Origin of the sequence: Flavobacterium panici (assembly GCF_903819335.1) — a bacterium.
Classification (GTDB): Bacteria; Bacteroidota; Bacteroidia; order Flavobacteriales; family Flavobacteriaceae; genus Flavobacterium; species Flavobacterium panici.
On record NZ_CAIJDE010000036.1, the window covers coordinates 145,589 to 169,644 of the forward strand.

At 34.3% G+C, this 24,056-nt stretch carries 18 protein-coding genes; 12 read left to right on the forward strand and 6 right to left on the reverse strand.

Annotated features, from left to right (window positions below):
- Positions 1 to 21: 21 nt before the first annotated feature.
- The 4 genes from FLAPXU55_RS09180 to FLAPXU55_RS09195 are packed head-to-tail and all read left to right on the forward strand — an operon-like array spanning position 22 to position 5,577.
- Positions 22 to 1,704, forward strand: a complete 1,683-nt coding sequence (locus FLAPXU55_RS09180; RefSeq protein ID WP_053472791.1) for a M23 family metallopeptidase — start codon at positions 22 to 24, stop codon at positions 1,702 to 1,704.
- 11 nt (positions 1,705 to 1,715) lie between these two features.
- Positions 1,716 to 4,181 (forward strand): TonB-dependent receptor, encoded by a 2,466-nt coding sequence (locus FLAPXU55_RS09185; protein ID WP_180857416.1) that lies wholly within the window; start codon positions 1,716 to 1,718, stop codon positions 4,179 to 4,181.
- Positions 4,182 to 4,225: 44 nt separating this feature from the next.
- Positions 4,226 to 4,828 (forward strand): hypothetical protein, encoded by a 603-nt coding sequence (locus FLAPXU55_RS09190; protein ID WP_235992015.1) that lies wholly within the window; start codon positions 4,226 to 4,228, stop codon positions 4,826 to 4,828.
- 29 nt (positions 4,829 to 4,857) lie between these two features.
- Complete coding sequence (locus FLAPXU55_RS09195; protein WP_180857418.1) at positions 4,858 to 5,577, forward strand: CREC-EF hand family protein; 720 nt, start codon at positions 4,858 to 4,860, stop codon at positions 5,575 to 5,577.
- 192 nt (positions 5,578 to 5,769) lie between these two features.
- On the opposite strand, the gene FLAPXU55_RS09200 is transcribed toward FLAPXU55_RS09195, so the two are convergent.
- The 5 genes from FLAPXU55_RS09200 to FLAPXU55_RS09220 all read right to left on the reverse strand — a co-directional run bounded on the left by FLAPXU55_RS09200 (position 5,770) and on the right by FLAPXU55_RS09220 (position 12,218).
- Positions 5,770 to 6,471, reverse strand: a complete 702-nt coding sequence (locus FLAPXU55_RS09200; RefSeq protein ID WP_180857419.1) for a DUF2971 domain-containing protein — start codon at positions 6,469 to 6,471, stop codon at positions 5,770 to 5,772.
- A 332-nt stretch (positions 6,472 to 6,803) separates the two neighbouring features.
- The gene (locus FLAPXU55_RS09205; RefSeq protein ID WP_053472786.1) at positions 6,804 to 8,633 is read right to left on the reverse strand and encodes an ABC transporter ATP-binding protein; all 1,830 of its coding nucleotides are present in this window, start codon (positions 8,631 to 8,633) and stop codon (positions 6,804 to 6,806) included.
- Between the two features lie 277 nt (positions 8,634 to 8,910).
- Complete coding sequence (locus FLAPXU55_RS09210) at positions 8,911 to 10,638, reverse strand: phospho-sugar mutase (RefSeq protein ID WP_180857420.1); 1,728 nt, start codon at positions 10,636 to 10,638, stop codon at positions 8,911 to 8,913.
- A gap of 86 nt (positions 10,639 to 10,724) precedes the next feature.
- Entirely contained in the window at positions 10,725 to 11,681 is a 957-nt protein-coding gene (locus tag FLAPXU55_RS09215) for a glycosyltransferase family 2 protein (protein ID WP_053472784.1), read from the reverse strand.
- 9 nt (positions 11,682 to 11,690) lie between these two features.
- Positions 11,691 to 12,218 carry a DUF4199 domain-containing protein gene (locus FLAPXU55_RS09220; RefSeq protein ID WP_053472783.1) on the reverse strand — a complete coding sequence of 176 codons (528 nt, stop codon included), beginning with the start codon at positions 12,216 to 12,218 and terminating at the stop codon, positions 11,691 to 11,693.
- A 250-nt stretch (positions 12,219 to 12,468) separates the two neighbouring features.
- Between FLAPXU55_RS09220 and FLAPXU55_RS09225 the strand changes: the two genes are divergently transcribed.
- The 7 genes from FLAPXU55_RS09225 (at position 12,469) to FLAPXU55_RS09255 (ending at position 22,329) form a co-directional block, all read left to right on the forward strand.
- On the forward strand, positions 12,469 to 12,723 hold the full coding sequence (locus tag FLAPXU55_RS09225) for a type B 50S ribosomal protein L31 (RefSeq protein WP_008464817.1): 255 nt from the start codon (positions 12,469 to 12,471) through the stop codon (positions 12,721 to 12,723).
- Between the two features lie 568 nt (positions 12,724 to 13,291).
- Entirely contained in the window at positions 13,292 to 14,467 is a 1,176-nt protein-coding gene (locus tag FLAPXU55_RS09230; protein WP_180857421.1) for a GlmU family protein, read from the forward strand.
- Positions 14,468 to 15,076: 609 nt separating this feature from the next.
- Positions 15,077 to 16,711 (forward strand): ABC-F family ATP-binding cassette domain-containing protein, encoded by a 1,635-nt coding sequence (locus tag FLAPXU55_RS09235; protein ID WP_053472781.1) that lies wholly within the window; start codon positions 15,077 to 15,079, stop codon positions 16,709 to 16,711.
- Between the two features lie 197 nt (positions 16,712 to 16,908).
- The gene (locus FLAPXU55_RS09240) at positions 16,909 to 18,063 is read left to right on the forward strand and encodes a porin (protein WP_180857422.1); all 1,155 of its coding nucleotides are present in this window, start codon (positions 16,909 to 16,911) and stop codon (positions 18,061 to 18,063) included.
- A 26-nt stretch (positions 18,064 to 18,089) separates the two neighbouring features.
- Positions 18,090 to 19,523 (forward strand): anion permease, encoded by a 1,434-nt coding sequence (locus FLAPXU55_RS09245; protein ID WP_180857423.1) that lies wholly within the window; start codon positions 18,090 to 18,092, stop codon positions 19,521 to 19,523.
- Between the two features lie 203 nt (positions 19,524 to 19,726).
- A complete protein-coding gene (locus FLAPXU55_RS09250) occupies positions 19,727 to 20,878 on the forward strand; it encodes a porin (protein ID WP_180857424.1) in 1,152 nt (383 codons plus the stop codon).
- Positions 20,879 to 20,898: 20 nt separating this feature from the next.
- Entirely contained in the window at positions 20,899 to 22,329 is a 1,431-nt protein-coding gene (locus tag FLAPXU55_RS09255; RefSeq protein WP_180857425.1) for an anion permease, read from the forward strand.
- Here the strand turns inward: FLAPXU55_RS09255 and FLAPXU55_RS09260 are convergent.
- Positions 22,326 to 22,637, reverse strand: coding sequence for a GNAT family N-acetyltransferase (locus tag FLAPXU55_RS09260; protein ID WP_234984747.1), 312 nt, complete (start codon positions 22,635 to 22,637; stop codon positions 22,326 to 22,328). The two genes, FLAPXU55_RS09255 and FLAPXU55_RS09260, sit on opposite strands and share 4 nt — an antisense overlap.
- Positions 22,638 to 22,922: 285 nt before the next feature.
- On the opposite strand from FLAPXU55_RS09260, the gene FLAPXU55_RS09265 reads away from it, so the two are divergent.
- Positions 22,923 to 23,582, forward strand: coding sequence for an alpha/beta hydrolase family protein (locus FLAPXU55_RS09265; RefSeq protein ID WP_180857426.1), 660 nt, complete (start codon positions 22,923 to 22,925; stop codon positions 23,580 to 23,582).
- Positions 23,583 to 24,056: the final 474 nt, after the last annotated feature.

Sequence of the window (24,056 nt, forward strand, 5' to 3'; positions counted from 1 at the left end):
ATCTTAGCAAAAATGTTACCCATGAAATTTTCAATATTAGCTCTTTTCTTTTGCCCTTTTCTATTCGCTCAGACACAATATCCTAAAGATTATTTTCGTCCGCCGCTGGATATCCCTATGCAGCTTTCGGGGAATTTTGGTGAGTTAAGACCCAATCATTTTCATGCTGGTTTTGACTTAAAAACGAATCAAAGAGAAGGATTAAACGTGTATGCGATTGCTGACGGTTATGTGTCAAGGATTAAAATTTCGACTTTTGGAAACGGAAAATGTATTTACATTACGCATCCAAATGGATATACTTCTGTATACGGACATTTGCAGACAACCCTTGGGCCAATTCAGGACTATGTGAAAAAAACGCACTATAAAGAAAAGGCTTATGAAATTGAAATGTTACTAAAACCAGATGAACTTCCGGTTACAAAAGGACAATTAATCGCGCTTTCGGGAAATACCGGATCTTCAGAAGGGCCGCATCTTCATTTTGAAATTCGTGATACCAAAACTGAGTTTGTCATCAACCCAATTTTCTTTGGCTTTGACCAAAATATTAAAGATACCAAGAAGCCAACATTGTCGAGTTTATACGTTTATCCGTTAGATAATGCAACAGTTAACCAGTCAAAACAGCCGTTACTTGTAAACATGACGCTTCAAAAAGACGGAACTTATCTTGCTTCGAAAGTAAAAACAAACGGAAAAATTGGTTTTGGAATTAATGCCTCAGATACTGATGATGTTTCTTTTAATAAAAATGGGGTTTTTAATGTTTCAACATTCTTAAACGGAAACCAGAATTATAATTATCAATTCAATACCTATTCTTTTGATGAAATGCGTTATATCAACGCTTTTATCGATTATCCGCGATATAAAAAGACGAGCCAGCGCGTGCAGAAACTTTTCATGAAAACGCCGTTTGCATTAAGTATTATCAAAACAGATTCACTGAGAGGAATAATTTCGGCAGTGCCAAATCTGACTTCTAATTATAGAATTGAAGTTTCAGATTATTTCGGAAATCAAAATTCAATAACAGTTCCAATTGAATATGATTTGGAAACACCGCTTGTTCCAGCAGAACCAGTAACTTCAAAATATTTTGTTCGTTACAACAAAGATTCCAATTTTGAGAAAGATAATATGTCTGTTTTCTTTCCTGCCGGAACTTTTTACGAAGATTTTAATTTAAATTTTGATGTAAAAAACAACAAAATTTATATTCATGATGATACCGTTCCGGTGCATTCTAATTTTACAATTACGATAAAAGATACCGTTTATCCGGAATCTTTAAAGGATAAACTTTATATAGGAAAAGGTACAAGCTATAACGGAACTCTTAGAAAAGGCGACATTTTCACGGCCAAAGCAAAAATATTAGGAACATATGGTTTGGTTCTCGATACCATTGCTCCGGTTATAAAAATCACAAAACCTGTTGAAGGAAAATGGATCAGCGATCAGAAAAAAATTGAGTTTACAATTGGTGATTCTCTATCTGGAATAAAGTCGTACAATGGATATTTAAACGGAAGCTGGGTTTTATTTGAATATGAAAATAAAAACAGAAAAATTACACATACTTTTGATGATCAATATTTGACAGAAGGAGAAAACTTTTTAAAAATGGAAGTAGTTGATAATGTAGGAAATTCTACTATCTTTGAAACTCATTTTTTTAGAAGTCAACAAAAATAAAACCCAAATCTTTGAATAAAAACAGGTTAATATTCGCTTTGCTTTTCTTGTGCATTACTTGTATCTCATTTGCTCAAAATGCTCATGTAAAAGGTATTATTTTAGATAATGAAAATCATCCTGTTTCGAATGTCAATATAACTTCGGGTAAAAACAATACACAATCTGATGCAAATGGTTTTTTTGAAATTGATGTAATTTCGAATAAAAAGGCCTCCATTGTTTTTACACACATCTCGTTAAAAATGATCAGCCTTACGGTTACTTTAAAACCAAATGAAGTTTTTGTTTTTAATCCTGTAATGAATAATTCTCAAGAACAAATGGGAGAAGTTTTTGTTTCTTCCCGAAATAAAAAACGAGTTCAGGGAATTACAACTATAGAAACTGCCACTATAAAAAAGATTCCGGGAGCAAATGCTGGTATCGAAAATATTCTAAAAACACTTCCCGGCGTAAATTCAAATAATGAACTAAGTACACAATATGCCGTAAGAGGTGGAAATTATGACGAAAATTTAGTCTACGTAAACGAAGTCGAAGTTTACCGTCCGTTTTTAATTCGTTCAGGTCAGCAGGAAGGATTGAGTTTTACCAATACAGATTTGGTTCAGAATGTGGATTTCTCGGCCGGAGGATTTCAGGCAAAATTTGGAGATAAATTATCATCCGTTTTAGATATTACGTATAGAAAACCAACTCAGTTTGGAGCTTCGTTTGAAGCAAGTTTTTTAGGCGGAAGCGCTTCTGTAGATTTAGTTTCGAAAAATAAAAAATGGTCGGCCGTTACCGGAGTTCGCTACCGAAATAATAGTTTATTGGTCAACAGTCAGGATACGCAGACGAACTATACGCCAACTTTTGCTGATATTCAAACCAATATAAATTATGATATTTCTGAAAAATGGCAGGTTAGCTTTTTAGGAAATATTTCGCAGAATAAATATTTGTATCAGCCTTTAACCCGTGAAACCAAATTTGGAACCATTGATCAGCCAATGGCTTTGGCGGTTTATTATGAAGGTCAGGAAAAAGATCAGTATGATACTTATTTTGGAGCTTTTAAAACAACGTATAAAGTTTCGCCTTCGCTGACTTTAAAATTTATCGGTTCGTTGTTTCATACTACAGAAAAAGAACATTTTGATATTTTAGCGCAATATCGTTTAGGAAATGTGAATGCAGAAAATCCAACAGATGCATCCTCAATTGATTTTACACGCGGAATTGGTTCTCAGTTGAATCACGCCCGAAATGATTTAGATGCGTTAATTGCCAATATGGAAATTAAAGGTTCTAAAGAATGGCAGGAAAGTCAGCTTGAATTTGGATTGAAATATACACGAGAATCTATTCGTGACAGAGTTGTAGAGTGGGAGATGATCGATTCAGCGGGATTTTCTATAAATCCGCCGCTGGTTATTCTGCCAGAAAACAATCAGCCGTATTCGCCTTATACAGGCCCGCTTTTACCTTATCAGGATATTCGAGCAACAAATTTTAATACGATCAATAGATTTTCCGGTTATGCACAATGGAACAAACAATCTGAATTGGGTTCAAGCCAGATTTGGTATCATGTTGGAGCTCGTTTTCAAAGCTGGAATGTTACTGGAGCCATAGAAGAAGGAAAAAATCAGTTTGCAGTAAGTCCGCGTGCGCAGTTTGCCATAAAACCGGATTGGGATCGTGATATGGTTTTCAGGATTTCGGGAGGATTATACCATCAGCCGCCATTTTATAGAGAACTTCGTGATTTGGACGGTGTTGTAAATCCAAATGTAAAAGCGCAGGAAGCAGTTCATGTTGTGTTAGGAAATGATTATAATTTTAAAATGTGGAATCGCCCTTTTAAATGGGTAACGGAACTTTATTATAAATCCCTTTCGGATGTAAATGTGTATTCAATTGATAACGTCCGCATTCGATATGTGGCCAATAATAATGCTAAAGCTTATGCGCAAGGTTTAGATTTTAGATTGAACGGAGAATTTGTGCCGGGAACAGAATCTTGGGTGAGTTTTGGATATTTAAAAACAGAAGAAAACTACGAAAACAAAGGTTATATCGCTCGTCCGACAGATCAGCGTTTAAAATTTGCGATGTTGTTTCAGGATTATATGCCGAATATTCCAAGTGTAAAAGTTTATCTTAATGTAGTTTATAATACTGGTTTGCCAGGCGGCGCGCCAGCATATTCAGACCCTTATTTATATCAAAACAGATTAAATGATTATAGAAGGGCTGATATTGGTTTTGCCAAAGTTTTTGTAGACAGCAGTACGCAGGGTTCAAAAACAAGCTGGTTAAAAAACTTCAAAGAATTAGCTGTTGGACTGGAAATTTTCAATCTTTTCAATAATCAAAATGCAATTACAAATACCTGGGTTCGCGATGTGTATTCTAAAAACCAGTACGCGATTCCAAATTATATGACTTCAAGAGTTTTTAATATAAAACTGAATGCGAGATTATGATCGCAAAACGTGAAAAGAGAAAGAAGATTTTTTACGTTCCGGGAATGATTTCTTTGGTTTTGATTCCTTTGTTTTGTTTTTACCATTTTTATAAAGTCGATGCTTTTAAGGTTTATGGTTCTTTGAATTTTTCAGTTTCTAATAAGGGAGATTTTGAAAAATATAAGGTTGAAGATTTAAGAAAATATAAGATATTTTATTTTAATGGTGAAAAATCGCAAGAACTACGACAATTAAAAGAATTGAGAGTTTTTGCTAAAGACATGATAAAAAAGTATGATACTATAAATGGAGCTAAAATTCGCTTTGGATCTAAAACGGACTATGATACTTTTATTAGTGTAATTAATATTATGAGTGAAGAAAAGATGCCTACATGGGCATTATTTTCAGATAATTTGTATGCATTGGCAAATCCTAAGCCAAAGCCGACAAAAAAACATAGTTTTGTTTGTGGGACGAATGCTTATTCGATAGAAAGAACACTTCAAATGCAGGAAGAAAATCGAAAAGAAGAACTTCGCATTTTTCAGATTTCTTTTTTAAAACAGCAGTGGGTAATATTTCTTGGTTATTTTGGAATTGTTCTAATCAACATCTTTGTTTTAGTAAAATTCAATAAAAACAAAAATTACAATCAAAAATAGTATATTTGATAATTGAATATAATTTGTCGATGAAAAAGTACTTTAAATATATAGCCTTAGCAATTGTTGGAACATTAATTAGCTGTCGTGAAGAAGTTAAAAAGCCAAAAGTAAGTTACGATGTGTCAAATAAAGTAAGTGTTGCAAAAACAGATTCAACTCAGATTGAAGTTGCTGATCTGCCTATTCAAATGGAAGGAACAGATTATCTGATTCATCCGGTTGGGGATTTAAGGGTTTTTGAAAGAGGCTCAAAAGCACGTTATGGATCTTCAAGCGTAAACGATGTAAGTTTTACAATCTCTAACTTAGGCGAATATGAGATTACAGGATATTTACAAAACCTGAAATTTCAAAAAACAGATTCAGATTCGATTCATGCTTTATCAGATAAACCTGTTTTAATTTTAACAGCAACGTATTTAAAAACCGTTGCAGATAAAACTAAAAATAAAGTTATGGTGTATACACTAACAGATTCTGATACCAACAAAGACGGAAAAATTGATACCAGTGATATTAAAACTTTATATTTAAGTGATATCAGCGGAGAAAACTTTACAAAAGTCTCAGCAGATCTTCAGGAATTAGTTGACTGGAATTTAATTGAATCTAAAAACCGTTTGTATTTTAGAACTATTGAAGATACCAACCAAAACGGTCAATTTGATAAAAACGATGTTTTACACTATAATTATATCGACTTAGCTTCTAAAAAATGGGAAGTGAAGAGCTACAAGCCCATCTAAAGGGTTTAGCCACAGATTACACAGATTAAAGTGATTTTTTTTCGCCACTAATTACACAAATTTCCACAAATTAAATTGAATTAAAATTCGTGGAAATTTGTGTAATTAGTGGCGGACTTTTTTAATTCTTTTCATCTGTGTAATCTGTGGCAAAAAAACTTAGAATCTTAGCATCTCAGAACCTTAGAGCCTTTATATCAATATATCGCTTTCTAAGTCAGATTTTTCGATTTCAAAACCAAATTCGAGACGTTCAACCAATTCGATTACCAGTTTTTTATACCAGTTCTCAGATTTCGGGTGAATGTATATTTTTTCAATCAATTGATTGATGTCAACATTGATTTTTATTCCGTCATTTAGTTTGATGCCGCTTTTTGAAGTATCGGTAAGAATACGCACTTCACGCTCGTATTGAAAACTTTTTCTTTTGAATAAAAACGGAAAGAACAAATCCTCAAACGGAATATATTCTTTTTTATAATCGATGTAATTTACTTCACCAATATACTGGTCAAAATTATTCTCTGGTTTTAATGCTTTTTGCAACCTCCCAATTGTAGACTGAATCGCTAAACCTTCACTGTTTTGGGTAAAAATCTGCCACATGGCAAACGATTCATATTCGTTAATATGCCAGCTGCTTACGGCAACCTGCTCGCGGTGTGTTTTATAATAATTTAAAAAGTCAGGATTGTCAACGGCGAGCTTTTTAATCTCCTCATAAGTAGGCTCGCTAAAAGTACCCTCATATTGATCTTCAAATTTATCAGACCGCGACATGAACAGTTTTTTAGAAAGCAGTAAATCAAGAAATTTAGATAGGTCAAGATATTTCCAAACAATAGTATCAGGATCGTCTGGTAGTTTGATGTTGGGGTTGTTAAGATACATTGTCCATAAGAATTAAATGATTTTAACCCGTTGGGTGTAATTATTTTTAACACATAGAAACATAGAATTATTGAACATAAGAAAGGCGTTTCACTTGCATTAACAACACATAGCTATGTGTGAGAAACAAGTTTCTTTTCGATTTACTTTGTTTAAAAACATAAGGTCTATGTCTCTATGTGTTTAATTATTATTTTTTATGGATTACGCCCAACGGTTTGATTTTAATCTTTACTACCTAAAGTTATAAAATAAAACACAGATTAAAGAAATTAAACTGAGTTTTAATATTTCCTTAATCTGTGTAGATTGTTTGGTTATGATTGTATGTCTTAAGATTCGAAAGACTGCATGGTAACCAGTTTATTGTAAGTTCCGTTAAGTGCAATTAATTGGTCATGAGTTCCCTGTTCAACGATTTTTCCTTTTTGCATTACCACAATAACATCTGCTTTTTGAATAGTCGAAAGTCGGTGTGCGATCACAATCGAAGTTCTGTTTTGCATCATGTTTTCAAGTGCTACCTGAACAAATTTCTCGCTTTCGGTGTCTAATGCTGATGTTGCTTCATCCAGAATCATAATCGGCGGATTTTTCAATACCGCTCTCGCAATAGATAAACGTTGTTTTTGCCCGCCTGAAAGTTTATTTCCACTGTCACCAATGTTGGTATAAATTCCTAAAGGCAGTTCTTTTACAAATTCATATGCATTGGCAATTTTAAGCGCATCAATAATTTCATCATCTGTAGCGTCTAATTTTCCTAATGCAATATTGGCTTTGATTGTATCATTAAATAAAATACTGTCCTGTGTAACCAATCCCATTAAACTGCGAAGCGAATGCAGGTTCATATCTTTTATATTAATTCCATCAATAGAAATTGAGCCTTCATTAACATCATAAAAACGGGTCAATAAATTCGCAATAGTACTTTTTCCACTTCCGGATTGTCCAACAAGAGCAACGGTTTGCCCTTTATTAATATTAAGAGAAAAATCTTTTAAGACATTTTCATCTTCATATTTAAAGTTGATATTTTGAACACTGATATTACTTTCAAAAGTTGTTTTTTCGATTGCGTTTTCTTTTGAAACAATTGTGTTTTCCTGATCTAAAATTTCCAATACACGTTCTGCGGCAGCATTTCCTCTTTTTACACCATATGAAGCTTTAGAAATGGCTTTTGCCGGAGTCAGGATGTTATAAGCTAATCCCATGTAAGCAATAAATGAAGCACCTTCTAAAGTTTTATCAATTAAAACCATTTGTCCTCCGTACCAAAGTAATATAGCAATAACAGTTATTCCCATAAATTCACTGGCAGGTGATGCTAAATTCTGACGGTTTCCAATGCTGTTTGATAAATTGAAAAAACGCTCTGTAGAATTTTTGAAAACATTATTAAAATAATTTTCGGCATTATATCCTTTTACCACTTTTAATCCGCCAATAGTTTCCTCAATAGTAGATAAGAAAGTACCTTGTTCTTCCTGAGCTTTTGTAGATTGTTTTTTAAGTTGTTTCCCAATTAAAGAAATAATGTAACCTGAAACCGGAATAAATATAAAAACAAACAACGTTAGCTTAGCGCTTATAATCAGCATTGCTATTATCGTAAATATAATTGTCAAAGGCTCCTTAACAATAAGCTCTAAAATTGCTAAAAAAGAGGTTTGTACTTCATTTACATCGCCGGCGATTCTGGAAATAACATCTCCTTTTCTTTTTTCAGAATAAAATGCCAAAGGGAGCTCCAGTGTTTTTTTGTATAATGCATTTCGCATATCTCTTAAAACCCCATTTCTTAAAAAGTTAATAAAAAACATAGCCAGATAATCGGCTAAATTTTTTAATAAGAAGATCGAGATAATTATTCCAACCATTACCGAAAGTATAAAACCCGGATTGTTTGGATCGTTATTTTTTGTGATATAATAGTTTAGATAACTTTCTCCATATTCTTTTATATGTGTGATTCCTTCATAAACAGGCATGGTTGTAAGTTTCTTGCTTTTACCAAATAAAACCTGCAGCATTGGAATCAACGCCATAAATGAAAGTGTGCTGAAAAGGGCATATAAAACATTGAAAAAGATGTTTAAGAACGCATATTTTTTATACGGATATATAAAAGGAACTATTTTTTTGAAATTACTCATTTATTTTTGAATATTATTTTTTCTGCTGTGGTATTGCTCTTTCGAGTTTTAGCAATATTTTTTTTGGTTATAATTAATTTGTTGGGGGAATTTTTACTGCACAAAATTAATCCAATTGATTTGTTTTCAATTTTTTTTTAGTTTTTTTTATTAAAAAACTCTGATTTACATTTGTTCTAAATGTAAATCAGAGTTCTAAATATCAAAATTTAATTAGCTGCGCAGAGATTTCCTGCGCAGCTATAATAGGTATTTAAAGAGCTTATCACTCGTTTTTTTATTTCAATTGCATGTCTGCAATGATATTCTGTATTTTTCCGTCTAAGAAACTTTCTGCAGCATCAAAATCCAAAACTGATTCTAATTCAGCATTAACACTGATGTAGAATTTAATTTTAGGTTCAGTCCCACTTGGTCTTGCACAAATTTTAGAACCATCTTCTGTATAATAAATCAATACATTCGATTTCGGAATATCCATTTCAGATACTTCATTTGTCAATAAATTCAATGCTGTTGATGATTGGTAATCTTCCACCATAATTACACGCTGACCGTTGATTTCTTTCAAAGGATTTTCACGTAAATCAATCATCATCTGGTTAATTTCCTGTAAACCTTCCATTCCTTTTTTAGTCAGTGAAACTAAAAACTCTTTATAGAAACCATTCTCAACATAAAGTTGTAAAAGTTCTTTATAAACAGAGCTTCCTGCGGCTTTTGCCTGAGCGGCAACTTCGCAAATTAATAAAGTAGCAGCAACTGCATCTTTATCTCTAACAGCATCACCAACCATAAAACCAAAGCTTTCTTCACCTCCGCCAATAAACTGAAGTTCAGGGAAATCTTTGATCATTTTAGCGATCCATTTAAATCCTGTTAAACCAACTTTGCATTCAACACCGTAACTTGTAGCAAGTTCCATCATCATTGGAGTTGACACGATAGTTGATCCTACAAATTGTTTACCGTTAATTTTTCCAGCCTTTTTCCATTGTTTTAAAAGGAAAGAAGTCATTAAAATCATCGTTTGATTTCCGTTAAGCAAAATCATTTTACCGTCGTTGTTTCTAACCGCAACACCTAAACGGTCGCAATCAGGATCTGTACCCACAACGATATCAGAATTTGTTTTATCTGCCAGGGCCAAAGCCATTGTTAAAGCTTCAGGTTCTTCTGGGTTCGGAGATTTTACTGTTGGAAAATCCCCGTCCGGAACTGCCTGTTCTGGCACAATGTGAACATTTTTATAACCAGCCTGCGATAAAACATCTGGAATAGATTTTATAGAAGTTCCGTGCAATGAAGTAAAAACAATATGCAGATTGTCTTTGGCCTCAGCCGCAGTATTAAAACTTGCGTTCTCTATAGATGATTTTATAAACGCTTTATCGATGTCAGTATCAATATATTGAATCAGGCTTTCGTTTGCGTTGAATTTAATTTTATCGTAGTCTAAATTTTCGATTACGTTAATAATTTCGCCATCTTGCGGAGGAACAATTTGTCCGCCATCTTCCCAGTATACTTTATAACCATTATATTCCGGCGGGTTATGCGAAGCCGTAAGAACAATTCCGCATTGACATCCCAGATATTTAAGTGCAAAAGACAATTCTGGAGTAGGTCTTAAATCTGAGAATAAATAAACCTGAATTCCGTTTGCTGAGAAAACATCAGCAACCACTTTTGCTAAAGTATTACTATTATGGCGACAGTCGTAAGCAATTACAACCTTTAAAGGCTGATTTGGAAAAACCTTATGTAAATAATCAGATAAACCCTGAGTATTTTTTCCAAGTGTATATTTATTAATTCTATTGTTTCCTACGCCCATAACGCCGCGCATACCGCCGGTTCCAAATTCAAGGTTTTTATAAAAACTTTCCTCAAGTTCCTTTGGCGAAGTTGTCATTAATTCTTTTACAGCGGCTTGCGTTTCCTGATCAAAAGTTGGTGTCAGCCATTCATTTACAGCGTTTAAAATATTAGGTGCTATGTTCATGTAAATTTTCTTTTATGTTTTAAATAAAGATAGTTTTTCTTGAAAAGTTAATTTGACTCAAAAAGATTTTTTTTTCCTGATTTGTGTCAAAAATTCACTTCTCGTGCTACTTTATATCTTGCTTCGTTGCTTTTAGTTCTCAAAATGATTTCACCTAAAAATCCAGCTAAGAAAAGCTGAGTTCCCAGAATCATTGTTGTTAATGCTATATAAAACCACGGATTATTAGTTACCAGGCTGTATTTTACTCCGCTATACATATGGTATAGTTTTGAAACTCCAATATATCCGGCAGATAAAAATCCGATAATAAACATAATTGAACCCATTGCCCCAAATAAGTGCATAGGTCTTTTTCCGAATCTTGATAAAAACCAAATCGTAATTAAATCAAGGAACCCGTTAATAAAGCGTTCCATTCCAAATTTGGTTTCGCCGTATTTACGAGCCTGGTGAATCACTACTTTTTCTCCAATTTTACCAAAACCGGCATTTTTTGCCAAAACAGGAATGTATCGGTGCATTTCTCCTGAAACTTCGATGTTTTTTACAACGGCATTTTTATAAGCTTTTAACCCACAGTTAAAATCGTTTAACTCCACTCCAGAAGTTTTTCTGGCAGCCCAGTTAAATAATTTTGAAGGTAAATTTTTAGCCACAACAGAGTCGTAGCGTTTCTTTTTCCATCCCGAAACCAAATCGAATCGCTCTTTGGTAATCATTTCATATAATTCTGGAATCTCATCCGGACTGTCCTGTAAATCGGCATCCATAGTAATGATAACATCACCTTTTGCTTTTGCAAAACCAGCATGCAAAGCCTGCGATTTTCCAAAATTCTTCATGAAACGAATTCCTTTTACATTTGGATTTTCGTTAGAAAAACTTTCAATAATATTCCAAGAATCATCCGTACTTCCATCATCTACAAAAATGATTTCATAAGAGTAATTATTAGACTGCATCACTTTAATAATCCATGAGTAGAGTTCTTGAAGCGATTCCTCCTCGTTTAGAAGTGGTATAAGTATAGATAGATTCATTTATAATTTTTATTCTTGTGTAGATTTGCTTTTAAAAAATGCTGCTAAAATTAATCCTAAAATTGAGTAGCCAACAATACTAAAAACCAATGCTTTTAATTGTTCCGTTGTTGAGAAAGGACTGTTTTCTTTCATTTTAGCCAAAGCTTCGTTTATGGCAGAAGCCGGAGTTCCAAATTTTTGTAACGTCTCCGCCATATATTTAATAAGTAATTGGTTTACTGTTTCTTTTGCTTCCGGATCAATTACATTAAATAATATGACGCTAAAAAGAGTAGAAATTGCAAGAGCAGTTATTGTAGCTATAAAAAATGTGGTAAAAGCATCTTTAAAAGAGAAAAAACCAATCTCTTTTTTTGTTTTTGTAAGTAATAAAATGCCAACTACTAAATAAATAACAAATGACAGACCGCCAATCCAGCCAGAAACAAATAATTTTAGATCAATAGCATATATACTTGCCGTAATTAACGCCAGAATAACACCTAAGGCAATTCCGTATGTAACTCCATTCTTTTTTATAACTTCATTAATCATATTTCTATATGTTTTAAAATTAATCCACAAATATAGCAATTCCCAATATAATCAAGGAGAAAAAAAGCTTTTTGAATTTAACTAAAAAAAAGTACGCTAACTATTTGTTTATTAAAAAAGAATTGTAAATTTGCAAACTCAAAATTAATTAAAATTTTAAACAAAAAAGAGCATTGTTTGTTTACACCTTTTTCTAACCATGAAAAAGCTTCAAAATGAAAATGTTCTAAACAATAAATAAAAAGTAAAGATGAAAAAAGGAATTCACCCAGAAAATTACAGATTAGTTGCATTTAAAGACATGTCAAATGACGAAGTTTTTATCACTAAATCTACTGCAGATACAAAAGAAACAATTGAAGTTGACGGAGTTGAGTATCCAGTTGTAAAAATGGAGATTTCTAGAACATCTCACCCTTTTTATACTGGTAAATCTAAACTTATCGATACTGCAGGACGTATTGATAAATTCAAAACTAAATATGCAAAACACGCTAAAAAATAATAGCTGTTTAAATTATATAAGAAGCCTTCCAATTTGGAAGGCTTTTTTTATGGGTATTTTTTGTTAGCCACGATTCGACCAAAGGGACAGACGAAGAAATTCACGAATTTTCTTTTTGCAAATTATTGAAGATAAAAAATTCGAATTTAAAATATTGCCTGTGGTTTTAACCACGGGGTGCGGAGGGATGCGGATTGTAAATGTATTGCGTTCCAGCGGTTGAAACCGCTGGCTATGTTTCTCTTGTTGTTGAGATTGTTTATTCCAAATGGAGAAGATTTGGCTAAAGCCTTAGCAATGTTGATTAAGTCACCAACATCTTTAGATGTTGGCAATTGATTATTAAGGAAACATTTTTTCAATTGCCTTCAGATTTATGTGAAGGTTATAAAATCAAAATGTGTCAGGCTTTAGCCAAATAACTGTAATCTAAATCAATTAAAATTAAGAGAATATAAAAATTCGTGAATTCGTGGCTATCAGAAAAAACATATATTAATGAAACACATAAATATTTGTAACTTTGGCCTCGGTAACCAAACAAATTTTAACACATTAAATTAATTTTATGAATTACATTCTTTTTGACGGTCCCGTCCGGAATGCTCTATTACCTTTTACTTTTACCAGACCCGTGGCTGATATTTTAATCGGAATTATGACGATTCGCCAAAAGTGGGAAACTCGTTTAGGATCGACTATAACAACAATTACTGAAGATTACCTTTCTACTAAATTCCCAATGGTAGAAATGGAAGAAAACGTAATGATAAATGCTGCGTATTTGCCAAATGATACGCTTGCAGAATTAGTTTCGGACTTAAAACCTAATCAGGCGATTTTTAAAGGAGAAGATGTAATTGCTTTTTTTACAACAGAAAATCAGGAAGAAGTTGATTTCGATTCGTATGAAATCATTCAATATAATGATGAATGTTTGACAGTAGAACACACTTGGGATATTTTCTCAAAAAATGACGCCGCCATTCGTGCCGACTTTGCTTACTTGACTGAAGACAGAAAATCACAGCCAATTCCTAAAAGTGTAAACACAATTGCACCCGAAAATATTTTTATTGAAGAAGGAGCCAAATTAGAGTTTGTAACCCTAAATGCATCAAACGGACCTATATATATAGGTAAGAACACCGAGATCATGGAAGGAACTGTTATTCGCGGCCCTTTTGCTTTGTGCGAAAATGCACAGGTAAAACTAAATGCAAAAGTTTACGGAGCAACAACCGTTGGTCCCGGATCGAGAATAGGAGGAGAGGTTAAAAATTCTGTCTTGTTTGCTAATTCAAATAAAGGGCATGATGGATTTCTTGGAGATTCTGTTTTAGGGGAATGGTGTAATATAGGTGCTGATAGTAATAATTCAAACCTAAAAAATAACTACGAGGAAGTAAAATTGTGGAGTTACGAAACTGAAGGTTTTGCTAAAACAGGACTTCAGTTTTGCGGTTTAATGATGGGAGATCACAGTAAATGCGGAATCAATACGATGTTTAATACCGGAACTGTTGTTGGAGTAAGTGCCAATATTTTTGGATCTGGTTTTCCCAGAAACTTTGTTCCGAGTTTTTCTTGGGGCGGAGCTGCAGGCTTCACTACGTATATTACTAAAAAAGCTTTCGAAACTGCAAAATTGGTAATGGGAAGACGTAATATTGAATTTGACGAAACCGAAGCTTCGATCCTAGAACACATTTTTGAAGAAACCAAAAAATGGAGAAAAGATTAATTTAATTAGATAATTAGTCAATTTGATAATGAGATAATTTTTGTAACCCGATAGGTTTTAAAACCTGTCGGGTTATATTTTTCACATATTAACCAAACAAAAGCCCAGCCAAACAATAAGAGCCAAAGGCTCTCGTATAAGTTCCGAAGGAACGAATTATATTGTAGGGCTGGACTTCAGTCCAGTTTAGAGCAGAAATTTGACGAAACAGAGAAAATTTTTGCAGCCCGATAGGGATTTTAAAAAAAATCTGGGGGTTTTATTTTTTTTTCTTTACATATTAAACTGGACTAAAGTCCAGCCCTACAATATAATTCGTTCCTTCGGAACTTAAAGAGCCTTCGGCTCGATCTATATTGTAGAGCTGGACTTTAGTCCAGTTGAAAAAATAATTCGTGAAAATTCGTGTAATTGCTTCGCCTGTTCGCTGTCGCTCGGGTCGTGGCAAAAAAAAGAAAATTTTCTAATCACCACATTCTCAAAATTATCTAATTATCAAATTGCACATTTTCTAATTGCCTAATTATCTAATTAATCTATCTTTGCAGCACGAAAAAAATGGGGTAGTCAGATAAACGATTAACCGATAAAACAAATTCACAGAAGATAATGATTACAGTTAACGATATTTCGGTTCAGTTTGGTGGAACTACACTTTTTAGCGATGTCTCTTTTGCTATCAATGAAAATGATAAAATTGCCCTTATGGGTAAAAATGGTGCGGGAAAATCGACACTTTTAAAAATTATAGCAGGGCAGAGCAAGCCTTCTACCGGAAGTATTTCTACGCCAAAAGATGCCGTTGTAGCATACCTGCCTCAGCATTTATTGACAAAAGACGGTTCGACTGTAATGGAAGAAGCATCAAAAGCTTTTGGAGAGATTTTTAAAATGAAAGCCGAAATTGACGAAATCAACGAGCAGTTAACCGTTCGTACCGATTACGAAAGTGACGAATACATGAAATTGATCGAAAGAGTTTCGGACTTAAGCGAGAAATATTATGCAATTGAAGAAGTAAATTACGAAGCCGAAGTAGAGAAAATTTTAGTTGGTTTAGGTTTTGAACGTGAAGATTTTACAAGACAAACATCTGAATTTTCAGGAGGATGGAGAATGCGTATCGAACTGGCAAAAATCCTATTGCAAAAACCGGACTTGATTTTACTGGATGAGCCAACCAACCACATGGATATTGAAAGTATTCAATGGTTAGAAGAGTTTTTAGTGAATTCAGCAAAAGCAGTTGTAGTAATTTCACACGATAGAGCGTTTGTAGATAACATTACAAACCGTACAATCGAAGTAACAATGGGAAGAATTTACGATTACAAAGCAAAATATTCTCATTACCTAGAATTAAGAAAAGACCGTCGTATTCACCAGCAGAAAGCCTACGACGAACAGCAAAAAATGATTGCTGATAACAGAGCCTTTATCGACCGTTTTAAAGGAACATTCTCAAAAACAGATGCCGTACAATCCCGTGTAAAAATGCTGGAGAAGCTTGAAATTGTTCAGGTTGACGAAGTTGATACATCAGCATTACGTTTAAAATTCCCGCCGGCAGCACGTTCTGGACAATATCCGGTTATTGTAAAAGAAATGGCAAAATCATATGGAGATCATGTCGTTTTTAAAGATGCTAACATTGTAATCGAGCGTGGTCAGAAAGTAGCTTTTGTTGGAAAAAACGGAGAAGGAAAATCGACCATGATCAAAGCGATTATGAAAGAAATTGGCGTTGACTCAGGAAGCGTTGAAATTGGACATAATGCACAAATTGGATATTTTGCTCAAAACCAGGCTTCATTATTAGATGAAAATGCAACCATTTTTGAAACAATCGATGCCATTGCAGTAGGAGATATCCGTACACAGATCAAAAATATTTTAGGAGCATTTATGTTTCAGGGTGATGATATTACCAAAAAAGTAAAAGTACTTTCAGGAGGAGAAAAAACACGTTTGGCAATGATCAAATTATTGTTAGAACCCGTTAACTTATTAATTCTGGATGAGCCTTCAAATCACCTGGACATGAAAACAAAAGACATTATTAAAGATGCCTTACGTGATTTTGACGGAACATTAATTTTAGTTTCACACGACCGTGATTTCCTTGACGGACTAGCAACTAAAGTATTCGAATTTGGAAACAAACGAGTAAAAGAACACTTTGAAGATGTTGCAGGATTCCTTGCCCACAAAAAAATGGACTCAATGAGAGAGATCGAGAAATAAGTTAAAATTTACGATATACAAAGAGCACAAGCTAACCCTTGTGCTTTTTTTATGCAGTAAATAGTTAAAAATCCTAAAGGTTTATAATAATTTGAAACCTGATTTTAATCAAGTTTTAAGTTGATCTATAAAATTAAATTTATTGTATGAATAAACTTATAAAGTTTGTTTCGTTACAAAATTTTAATTTTTTTATTATGAATCAATTCAATCAATATTTAGGCTTTAAGGCCTTTATTTTACTACTATTATTTCCGTTTTTATCAAATGGGCAGACTTCAGAATCAAATTCGCAGGGAGAAATTAAATATCCGCAATTTAAATTTCAGGGACTTTTTCAGGCACGCTATTTAAGCGGATTTACTGACGGAATTGACGCGACAACAGGACTTCATTATTCAGATGGAAAAGCGGTTGAAAATACATTTGACATAAAAAGAATGCGTTTGGGAGTTACAACCAAACTTGGTGAACGCTTTGATGTTGTGGTTCTGGCTAATTTAGCAGACTTTAAATCAGATCCGAAAGGAAAAGTTTTGGAAAATGCATTTGCCAGATACACTTTTAATAAAAACATTGGTTTTTTAGTTGGTCAGTTTAGGCCGGCATTTGGAATTGAGGAATTAAATCCTGCTGATATCCTTAAATCATTTGATTACTCTAATCAATACACTGAATTTGGAAATAACGGCTGGACAAGTTTTCAAATAGGGGCGTCTATGTTTGGGAGTTTTGATTTAGGAAAACTTCCTGTTACTTATGCAGTTTCTGCAGTTAATGGAAACGGAAAAGATCAGGTTTCTGATAAAGATAATGGTAAACAATACTCTTCGCGCCTGGGTTTTGAATTAGACAAAAAACACAATGTAAATTTAGGGCTCAACGGCGGAATTGGTGAAGTATATAATAATAAAGTTTTTGCAGTTGGATTAGATCTTACTGCCGACTTTAAATTAGCAGATAAATTAATACTTCAAACACAATTAGAGGCAAAACAAGGAATTAATCACTACTTATATTATTCTTTAGCTGCTGATTCAAGAACGGCCAATCTCAATGAATATCAAATGCGGGGTGCTTACTTTTTGCCAAACTTGAGATATGAAATTAAATATCAAAAATTGACTGCAATAGAATTTTCATGCCGATACGAATATTTTGACAGGAATTTCAAATTAGATTCAAACGCAAGGCAGACTTATACGCCAATGGCAGGTTTGGAATTTGGAAAAGGCTACACAGGACGTATTGAAATGGGAATGCAGCTGGATACTTACAAACACAATATCGCTAATACTACAGCATATGATAACAACTTGTTTATCATACAGTTTCAAGGCAGATTTTTTTAAAAGCCTAAAAATTAAATAACAGCATTATGAAAGAAATAAATATAAAAAACTCACTTATTACACTTGTCATAGGTTTGATCATTTGGTTTGTTCCTGCTCCAAAAGGACTTTCGCCAGAAGCCTGGCACTTGTTTGCGATTTTTATCTCAACGATTATTGGAATTATTTTAAAAGCAGCGCCAATGGGTACAATGTGCATGATTGCAGTAGCAGTTACCGCTTTTACCCGGGTTTTAGCACCAGAAAGTGCCGGAGATTCTATTACACTTGCCTTGGGAGGTTTTGGAAATAAAGTGATTTGGCTTATCGGAATCTCATTTTTTATTGCCCGCGGTTTTATAAAAACGGGTTTAGGAAACAGAATTGCTTTTTTATTCATTAAAATATTTGGAAAAAGTTCCCTTGGATTAGCGTACGGTTTAGGGTTGGCAGATTTAGTTTTGGCACCCGTTGTACCAAGTAATACAGCCAGAGGCGGTGGAATAATTTATCCAATCATGAAAGCAATGTCTATGAACTTTGATTCAGACCCTGACAAACCGGAAACCCGCAGGAAATTAGGAGCTTTCTTAACCTTAAGCAGTTACAATGTTAATTTAATTGCTTCGTCAATGTTTTTAACAGGAACGGCCAGTAATCCAATGTGCCAGAAATTTGCCGAAAATTTGGGAATCCATATTTCGTGGACATCGTGGGCGATTGCAGGTTTAGTTCCGGGTTTGACAGCATTTTTTGTAATTCCATTTTTGCTTTACAAAATTTATCCGCCAGAACTAAAGAAAACAGGCGATGCCCCAAAAGTAGCAACCCAAAAACTTAAAGAAATGGGCGCTATTTCAAAAAACGAATGGTTAATGCTTCTAACATTTGTTATTTTATTATTTCTCTGGATGACAGGTGACCTTTTTTCAATAGATGCAACCACAACAGCTTTTATAGGATTGGTAGTTTTACTGCTGACTTCTGTTTTAACCTGGGAAGACGTAAAAGGAGAAAAAGGAGCATGGGATACAATTGTTTGGTTTGCAGTTTTAGTAATGATGGCAAGTTCGCTGGACAAACTAGGCTTTATTGGCTGGTTTAGTGAGATAGTAAAAAGCCATATGCTTGGTATGAGCTGGCAGATAGCATTTGTAATTATTATTGCCGTATATTTCTTTAGTCACTATATTTTTGCCAGCGCAACGGCTCACGTAGCGGCTATGTATGCAGCATTACTGGCTGTTGGGATTTCATTAGGAGTTCCGGGATTGTTCCTGGCTTTTATGTTAGGATTTGTAGGTTCATTATATGGAACACTAACACATTATGGTCACGGGCCGGCACCGGTTTATTTTGGAAGCGGTTATGTCGATTTAAAAAACTGGTGGATAAAAGGCCTTATTACAGGACTCGCTATGCTTATAATTTATTTGGTTATAGGCGGATTATGGTTGAATGTATTAGGATATATTAATTAAATAATACTAAAAATAGTTTACAAGGCGTAAGATTTTCTTACGCTTTTTTTATTTGTTAAAATTTATTATCAGTATTTTAATGCAATAATTTTCACAAGGGATTAATATTTTTCCTACTTTCGTAAGATATTTCCAGTTACATATTATTTTTGGCTGTTTTTAAAAACAGTAAGCGAAGTCTAATTTTTTATTTTTAGGAGCGTATGAACAAACCTTTACTAATAAGAATTGCTTTTGTCTTTTTTTTAATACCGCTTTTCACGAACGCACAAACTGCCGAAACCCAAAAGGCAGTTGATTCTGAAGATGGTGTTAAGTACCCCCAATTTCAATTTAAAGGGCTTTTTCAGGCACGATATCTCGAAAGTTTTGGAGATAATGTAGACGTTATGGGCGTTCACCATTCTACAGGTGACGTTACCCAGAGTTCCTTTGATATTAAAAGAATGCGTGTTGGCTTAAACACAAAATTAAGTGAAGCCACAGAAGTCGTAATCTTAGTTAATTTAGCCGATTTTAAATCAGATACAAAAGGTAAAGTTCTTGAAAACGCCTATGCAAAATATACCTTCAATAAATACATTGCTGTTTTAGGAGGGCAGTTTCGTCCCGCTTTTGGTATTGAAGAATTAGTTCCGGTTGATATTATAAAATCATTTGATTTCTCCAATCAATATTATGAGTTTGGAAAAAATGGATGGACAAGCTTTCAAATTGGAGCTTCTGCAACCGGAAATTTTGATCTTGGCAAAATCCCTGTAAACTATTCTGTTTCGGTTTTAAACGGAAACGGCAAAAATCAGGAAAAAGACAACGATAACGGAAAACAATATTCTTCAAGATTAGTTTTCGAATTATCAAAAAAACATAAAATTAATCTCGGTTTAAACGGCGGTATCGGTAAATATTCTAAAGAAAAAGTATTTGCCTTTGGTGCAGATGTGACCAGCGATTTCAGACTTACAGACCGTTTTACTTTTGATTTGCAGATAGAATACAAACGAGGAACAAATCACAACTTATATTTTTCGTTACCAGTTGATACCAGAACAGCTGATGTTGCCGATTATCAAATGCGAGGCATTTATTTCCTGCCCAATGTGCGATATCAAATCGATTATAAAAAATTAACCTCTTTAGAAGTATCCTGTCGCTATGAAAGATTTGATCCAAGTTTTAAAATAGATTCAAATGTAAGGCAGACTTATACCCCTATGATAAGTCTTGAATTTGGAAAAAACTATACAGGTCGTATAGAAATGGGATTTGAAATAGACCGTTTTGACCGAAATATCCCGGATACATCAACCTATAATGATAATTTATTTTTGATTCAGTTTCAGTGCAGGCTGTAGTTTAATTTAATTTCAAAACCATGAAAGAAGTACAAATTCCTCAAACCCTGATTACACTTGCAGTTGGAGCAGCAATTTGGTTTATTCCTGCGCCAAACGGAGTTGTACCCGAAGCCTGGCATTTGTTTGCCATATTTGTAGCGACCATTTTAGGAATTATTCTAAAGGCCGCTCCCATGGGAACTATGTGTATGATAGCTATTGCATTAACCGCTTTTACACAGGTTTTAGCACCGGGCGATCCGGGAAAATCTATTACGCTGGCCTTAAAAGGATTTGGAGACAAAGTAATCTGGCTTATTGGAATTTCATTTTTTATAGCCCGCGGATTTATAAAAACAGGTTTAGGAAACCGAATTGCTTTTCTGTTTATTCGATTATTCGGAAAAAGCTCGCTTGGATTAGCGTACGGTTTAGGTCTTGCTGATTTAGTTTTGGCGCCAGCCGTACCCAGTAATACCGCTCGCGGCGGAGGAATTATTTATCCCATAATGAAATCAATGGCAATGAGTTTTGGTTCAATGCCCGAAGAACCGGAAACACATCGAAAACTAGGTTCCTATTTAACATTGAACTGTTATAATATGAATTTAATAGCATCCTCAATGTTTCTTACCGGAACGGCGAGTAACCCAATGTGCCAGAAGTTTGCACTTAATCTCGGCATAAAAATAACCTGGATGTCATGGGCAGCAGCGGCAATCGTACCGGGATTGTGTGCCTTTTTTGTGATTCCGTTTGTGTTGTATAAAATATATCCGCCGGAACTTAAAAAAACCGGAGATGCACCGCAAATAGCTTCTCAAAAATTAAAAGAAATGGGCCCAATCACCAGAAACGAATGGATGATGCTGCTGACTTTCTTTATTTTATTATTTCTTTGGATGACAGGCGATTTGTTTTCTATTGATGCTACCACAACAGCTTTTATTGGGTTGGTAATTTTACTGCTTACATCTGTTTTAACATGGGATGATGTAAAAGCCGAAAAAGGGGCGTGGGATACCATTGTATGGTTTTCGGTATTAGTAATGATGGCAAGTTCGCTAAACGAATTAGGATTTATTAGCTGGTTTAGTAATTTGATAAAAGCCGAAATTGGCGGATTAAGCTGGCAGATGGCTTTTCCTATCATTATATTAGTATACTTTTTCAGCCATTATCTCTTTGCAAGTGCAACGGCGCATGTGGCGGCAATGTATGCAGCGCTTTTAGGAGTTGGGGTTTCACTGGGAATTCCGGGGTTGCTTCTTGCTTTTATGCTTGGTTTTGTGGGATCAATTTACGGAACGTTAACACATTACGGACATGGTCCGGCTCCCGTTTTCTTTGGGAGCGGATATGTCGATTTAAAAAGCTGGTGGGTCAAAGGTTTAATAACCGGACTTATAATGCTTTTTATTTATATGGCAATTGGCGGATTATGGCTTTGGGTAATTGGCGATTTTTAAATCCTGATTCCCGGAGGCAGTAAATCTTTATATTTTGGATTTTTTTTGAAAAAGGCCGCAATTTTTGGGTGAATGGGCACAACTCTAAATTTTTTCTCTGTACTTAATTCTAAAATGCTTTTAAGTAAATTGTCGAGTACAGGCTGGTTTTCAAAATTTTCCGGCGTATTGATTTTGGTTAAAAAAATCTTTTTTTCCTGAAAAGAATACTCAACGCTTAGTAATCCTTCAGGGACCACGGTTTCAAATTGTCTTGCAAAAGTGTTGTCTTTGATTTCCATAGTTTCGGTAGGTTCCATATTTGTCATGTTTTGGGGTAGGTTAAAAAATATTAGAAAAAGAACGAAAAATATAGTAAGCTAAAATCTTTTTAAAAGATGTTTAGCAGTGAATGATTTGGAATGCAAAGGTAATCATTTGATTTTCAATATGAAATTATTTTTTGAGGATCAGGTGCATTGCAAAATCGTTTATTTTTACAACTCAAATTGTTTTAATATGCAATTATGGTGTACGATTTGCTGTAGTTATTATTAAAAAAAGTAAATTTAGCTTGAAATTAAGAGCTGTAGTTGTAATTCCATTTTAAACAAATGAGCAAAATTCCTGTATATTTTATGCCCGGTCTGGCGGCTAGCCCTGCTATATTTGAAAGAATCAAATTAGACGAAACTGTTTTTGAAACCTGTTTATTAGAATGGGAAATACCGCATCCAAAAGAAGCCTTATCTGATTACGCACTCCGAATTTCAAAAAATATCAAGCATGAAAACCCTGTGTTAATTGGCGTTTCTTTTGGAGGAATTTTAGTGCAGGAAATTGCAAAACATGTTCAGGCAAGAAAAGTAATCATTATTTCGAGTGTAAGAAGTAATATCGAATTCCCAAGGAGAATGAAAATAGGCAAGACTACAAAAGCCTATAAATTGATTCCTATGAAGCTGATTTTGAATATCGAAAGTCTGGCGAAATACTCTTTTGGAGAAAAAATCAACAAGCGAATTAAATTATACGAGAAGTTTTTAGCCGTTCGCGATCTTAATTATTTACAATGGGCTGTAGAATCAGTCATTTTATGGAACAGAAACCAGGTCGACGACAATGTAATTCATATTCACGGCGATCAGGACGAAGTTTTTCCTATAAAATATATCAACAGCTGTATAGTAGTAAAAGGCGGAACCCATATTATGATTCTCAATAAATACAAATGGCTCAATGAAAATTTGCCTTCTATTATATTAGAATCTTAAATTCCAATATAAAAAATCCAAATTCCAATTCTTTATAATAGCAATCTTTGTCACCCTGAGCGAAGTCGAAAGATCACACAAGAAACTCCACAAAGTAATTCCACGCATTCTTTGTCATCCTGACGAAGGAAGGATCACACAAGTAACTCCGCAAAGCAATTCGACAAAGAAAATCACCAATCTTTGTCGATCAGCGAGTGCGATCCTTCGTTCCTCAGGATGACAAACGGTGCTCTTGTCACCCTGAGCGAAGTCGAAGGGCACAAAGTAACTCCGCAAAGAAATTCGACAATAAAATTCCCTCAATCTTGTCATCCTGACGAAGGAAGGATCACACAAGTAGCTCCGCAAAGTAATTCCACAAAGAAAATCGCCAATCTTTGTCGATCAGCGAGTGCGATCCTTCGTTCCTCAGGATGACAAACGGTGCTCTTGTCACCCTGAGCGAAGTCGAAGGGCACAAAGTAACTCCGC

Bases quoted from the DNA above. Each gene is read 5' to 3' on its own strand.
- FLAPXU55_RS09180 (WP_053472791.1), top strand. From the start codon at position 22: ATGAAATTTTCAATATTAGCTCTTTTCTTTTGCCCTTTTCTATTCGCT.
- FLAPXU55_RS09190 (WP_235992015.1), top strand. From the start codon at position 4,226: ATGATTTCTTTGGTTTTGATTCCTTTGTTTTGTTTTTACCATTTTTAT.
- FLAPXU55_RS09195 (WP_180857418.1), top strand. From the start codon at position 4,858: ATGAAAAAGTACTTTAAATATATAGCCTTAGCAATTGTTGGAACATTA.
- FLAPXU55_RS09200 (WP_180857419.1), bottom strand. From the start codon at position 6,471: ATGTATCTTAACAACCCCAACATCAAACTACCAGACGATCCTGATACT.
- FLAPXU55_RS09205 (WP_053472786.1), bottom strand. From the start codon at position 8,633: ATGAGTAATTTCAAAAAAATAGTTCCTTTTATATATCCGTATAAAAAA.
- FLAPXU55_RS09210 (WP_180857420.1), bottom strand. From the start codon at position 10,638: ATGAACATAGCACCTAATATTTTAAACGCTGTAAATGAATGGCTGACA.
- FLAPXU55_RS09215 (WP_053472784.1), bottom strand. From the start codon at position 11,681: ATGAATCTATCTATACTTATACCACTTCTAAACGAGGAGGAATCGCTT.
- FLAPXU55_RS09220 (WP_053472783.1), bottom strand. From the start codon at position 12,218: ATGATTAATGAAGTTATAAAAAAGAATGGAGTTACATACGGAATTGCC.
- FLAPXU55_RS09225 (WP_008464817.1), top strand. From the start codon at position 12,469: ATGAAAAAAGGAATTCACCCAGAAAATTACAGATTAGTTGCATTTAAA.
- FLAPXU55_RS09230 (WP_180857421.1), top strand. From the start codon at position 13,292: ATGAATTACATTCTTTTTGACGGTCCCGTCCGGAATGCTCTATTACCT.
- FLAPXU55_RS09235 (WP_053472781.1), top strand. From the start codon at position 15,077: ATGATTACAGTTAACGATATTTCGGTTCAGTTTGGTGGAACTACACTT.
- FLAPXU55_RS09240 (WP_180857422.1), top strand. From the start codon at position 16,909: ATGAATCAATTCAATCAATATTTAGGCTTTAAGGCCTTTATTTTACTA.
- FLAPXU55_RS09245 (WP_180857423.1), top strand. From the start codon at position 18,090: ATGAAAGAAATAAATATAAAAAACTCACTTATTACACTTGTCATAGGT.
- FLAPXU55_RS09250 (WP_180857424.1), top strand. From the start codon at position 19,727: ATGAACAAACCTTTACTAATAAGAATTGCTTTTGTCTTTTTTTTAATA.
- FLAPXU55_RS09255 (WP_180857425.1), top strand. From the start codon at position 20,899: ATGAAAGAAGTACAAATTCCTCAAACCCTGATTACACTTGCAGTTGGA.
- FLAPXU55_RS09260 (WP_234984747.1), bottom strand. From the start codon at position 22,637: ATGACAAATATGGAACCTACCGAAACTATGGAAATCAAAGACAACACT.
- FLAPXU55_RS09265 (WP_180857426.1), top strand. From the start codon at position 22,923: ATGAGCAAAATTCCTGTATATTTTATGCCCGGTCTGGCGGCTAGCCCT.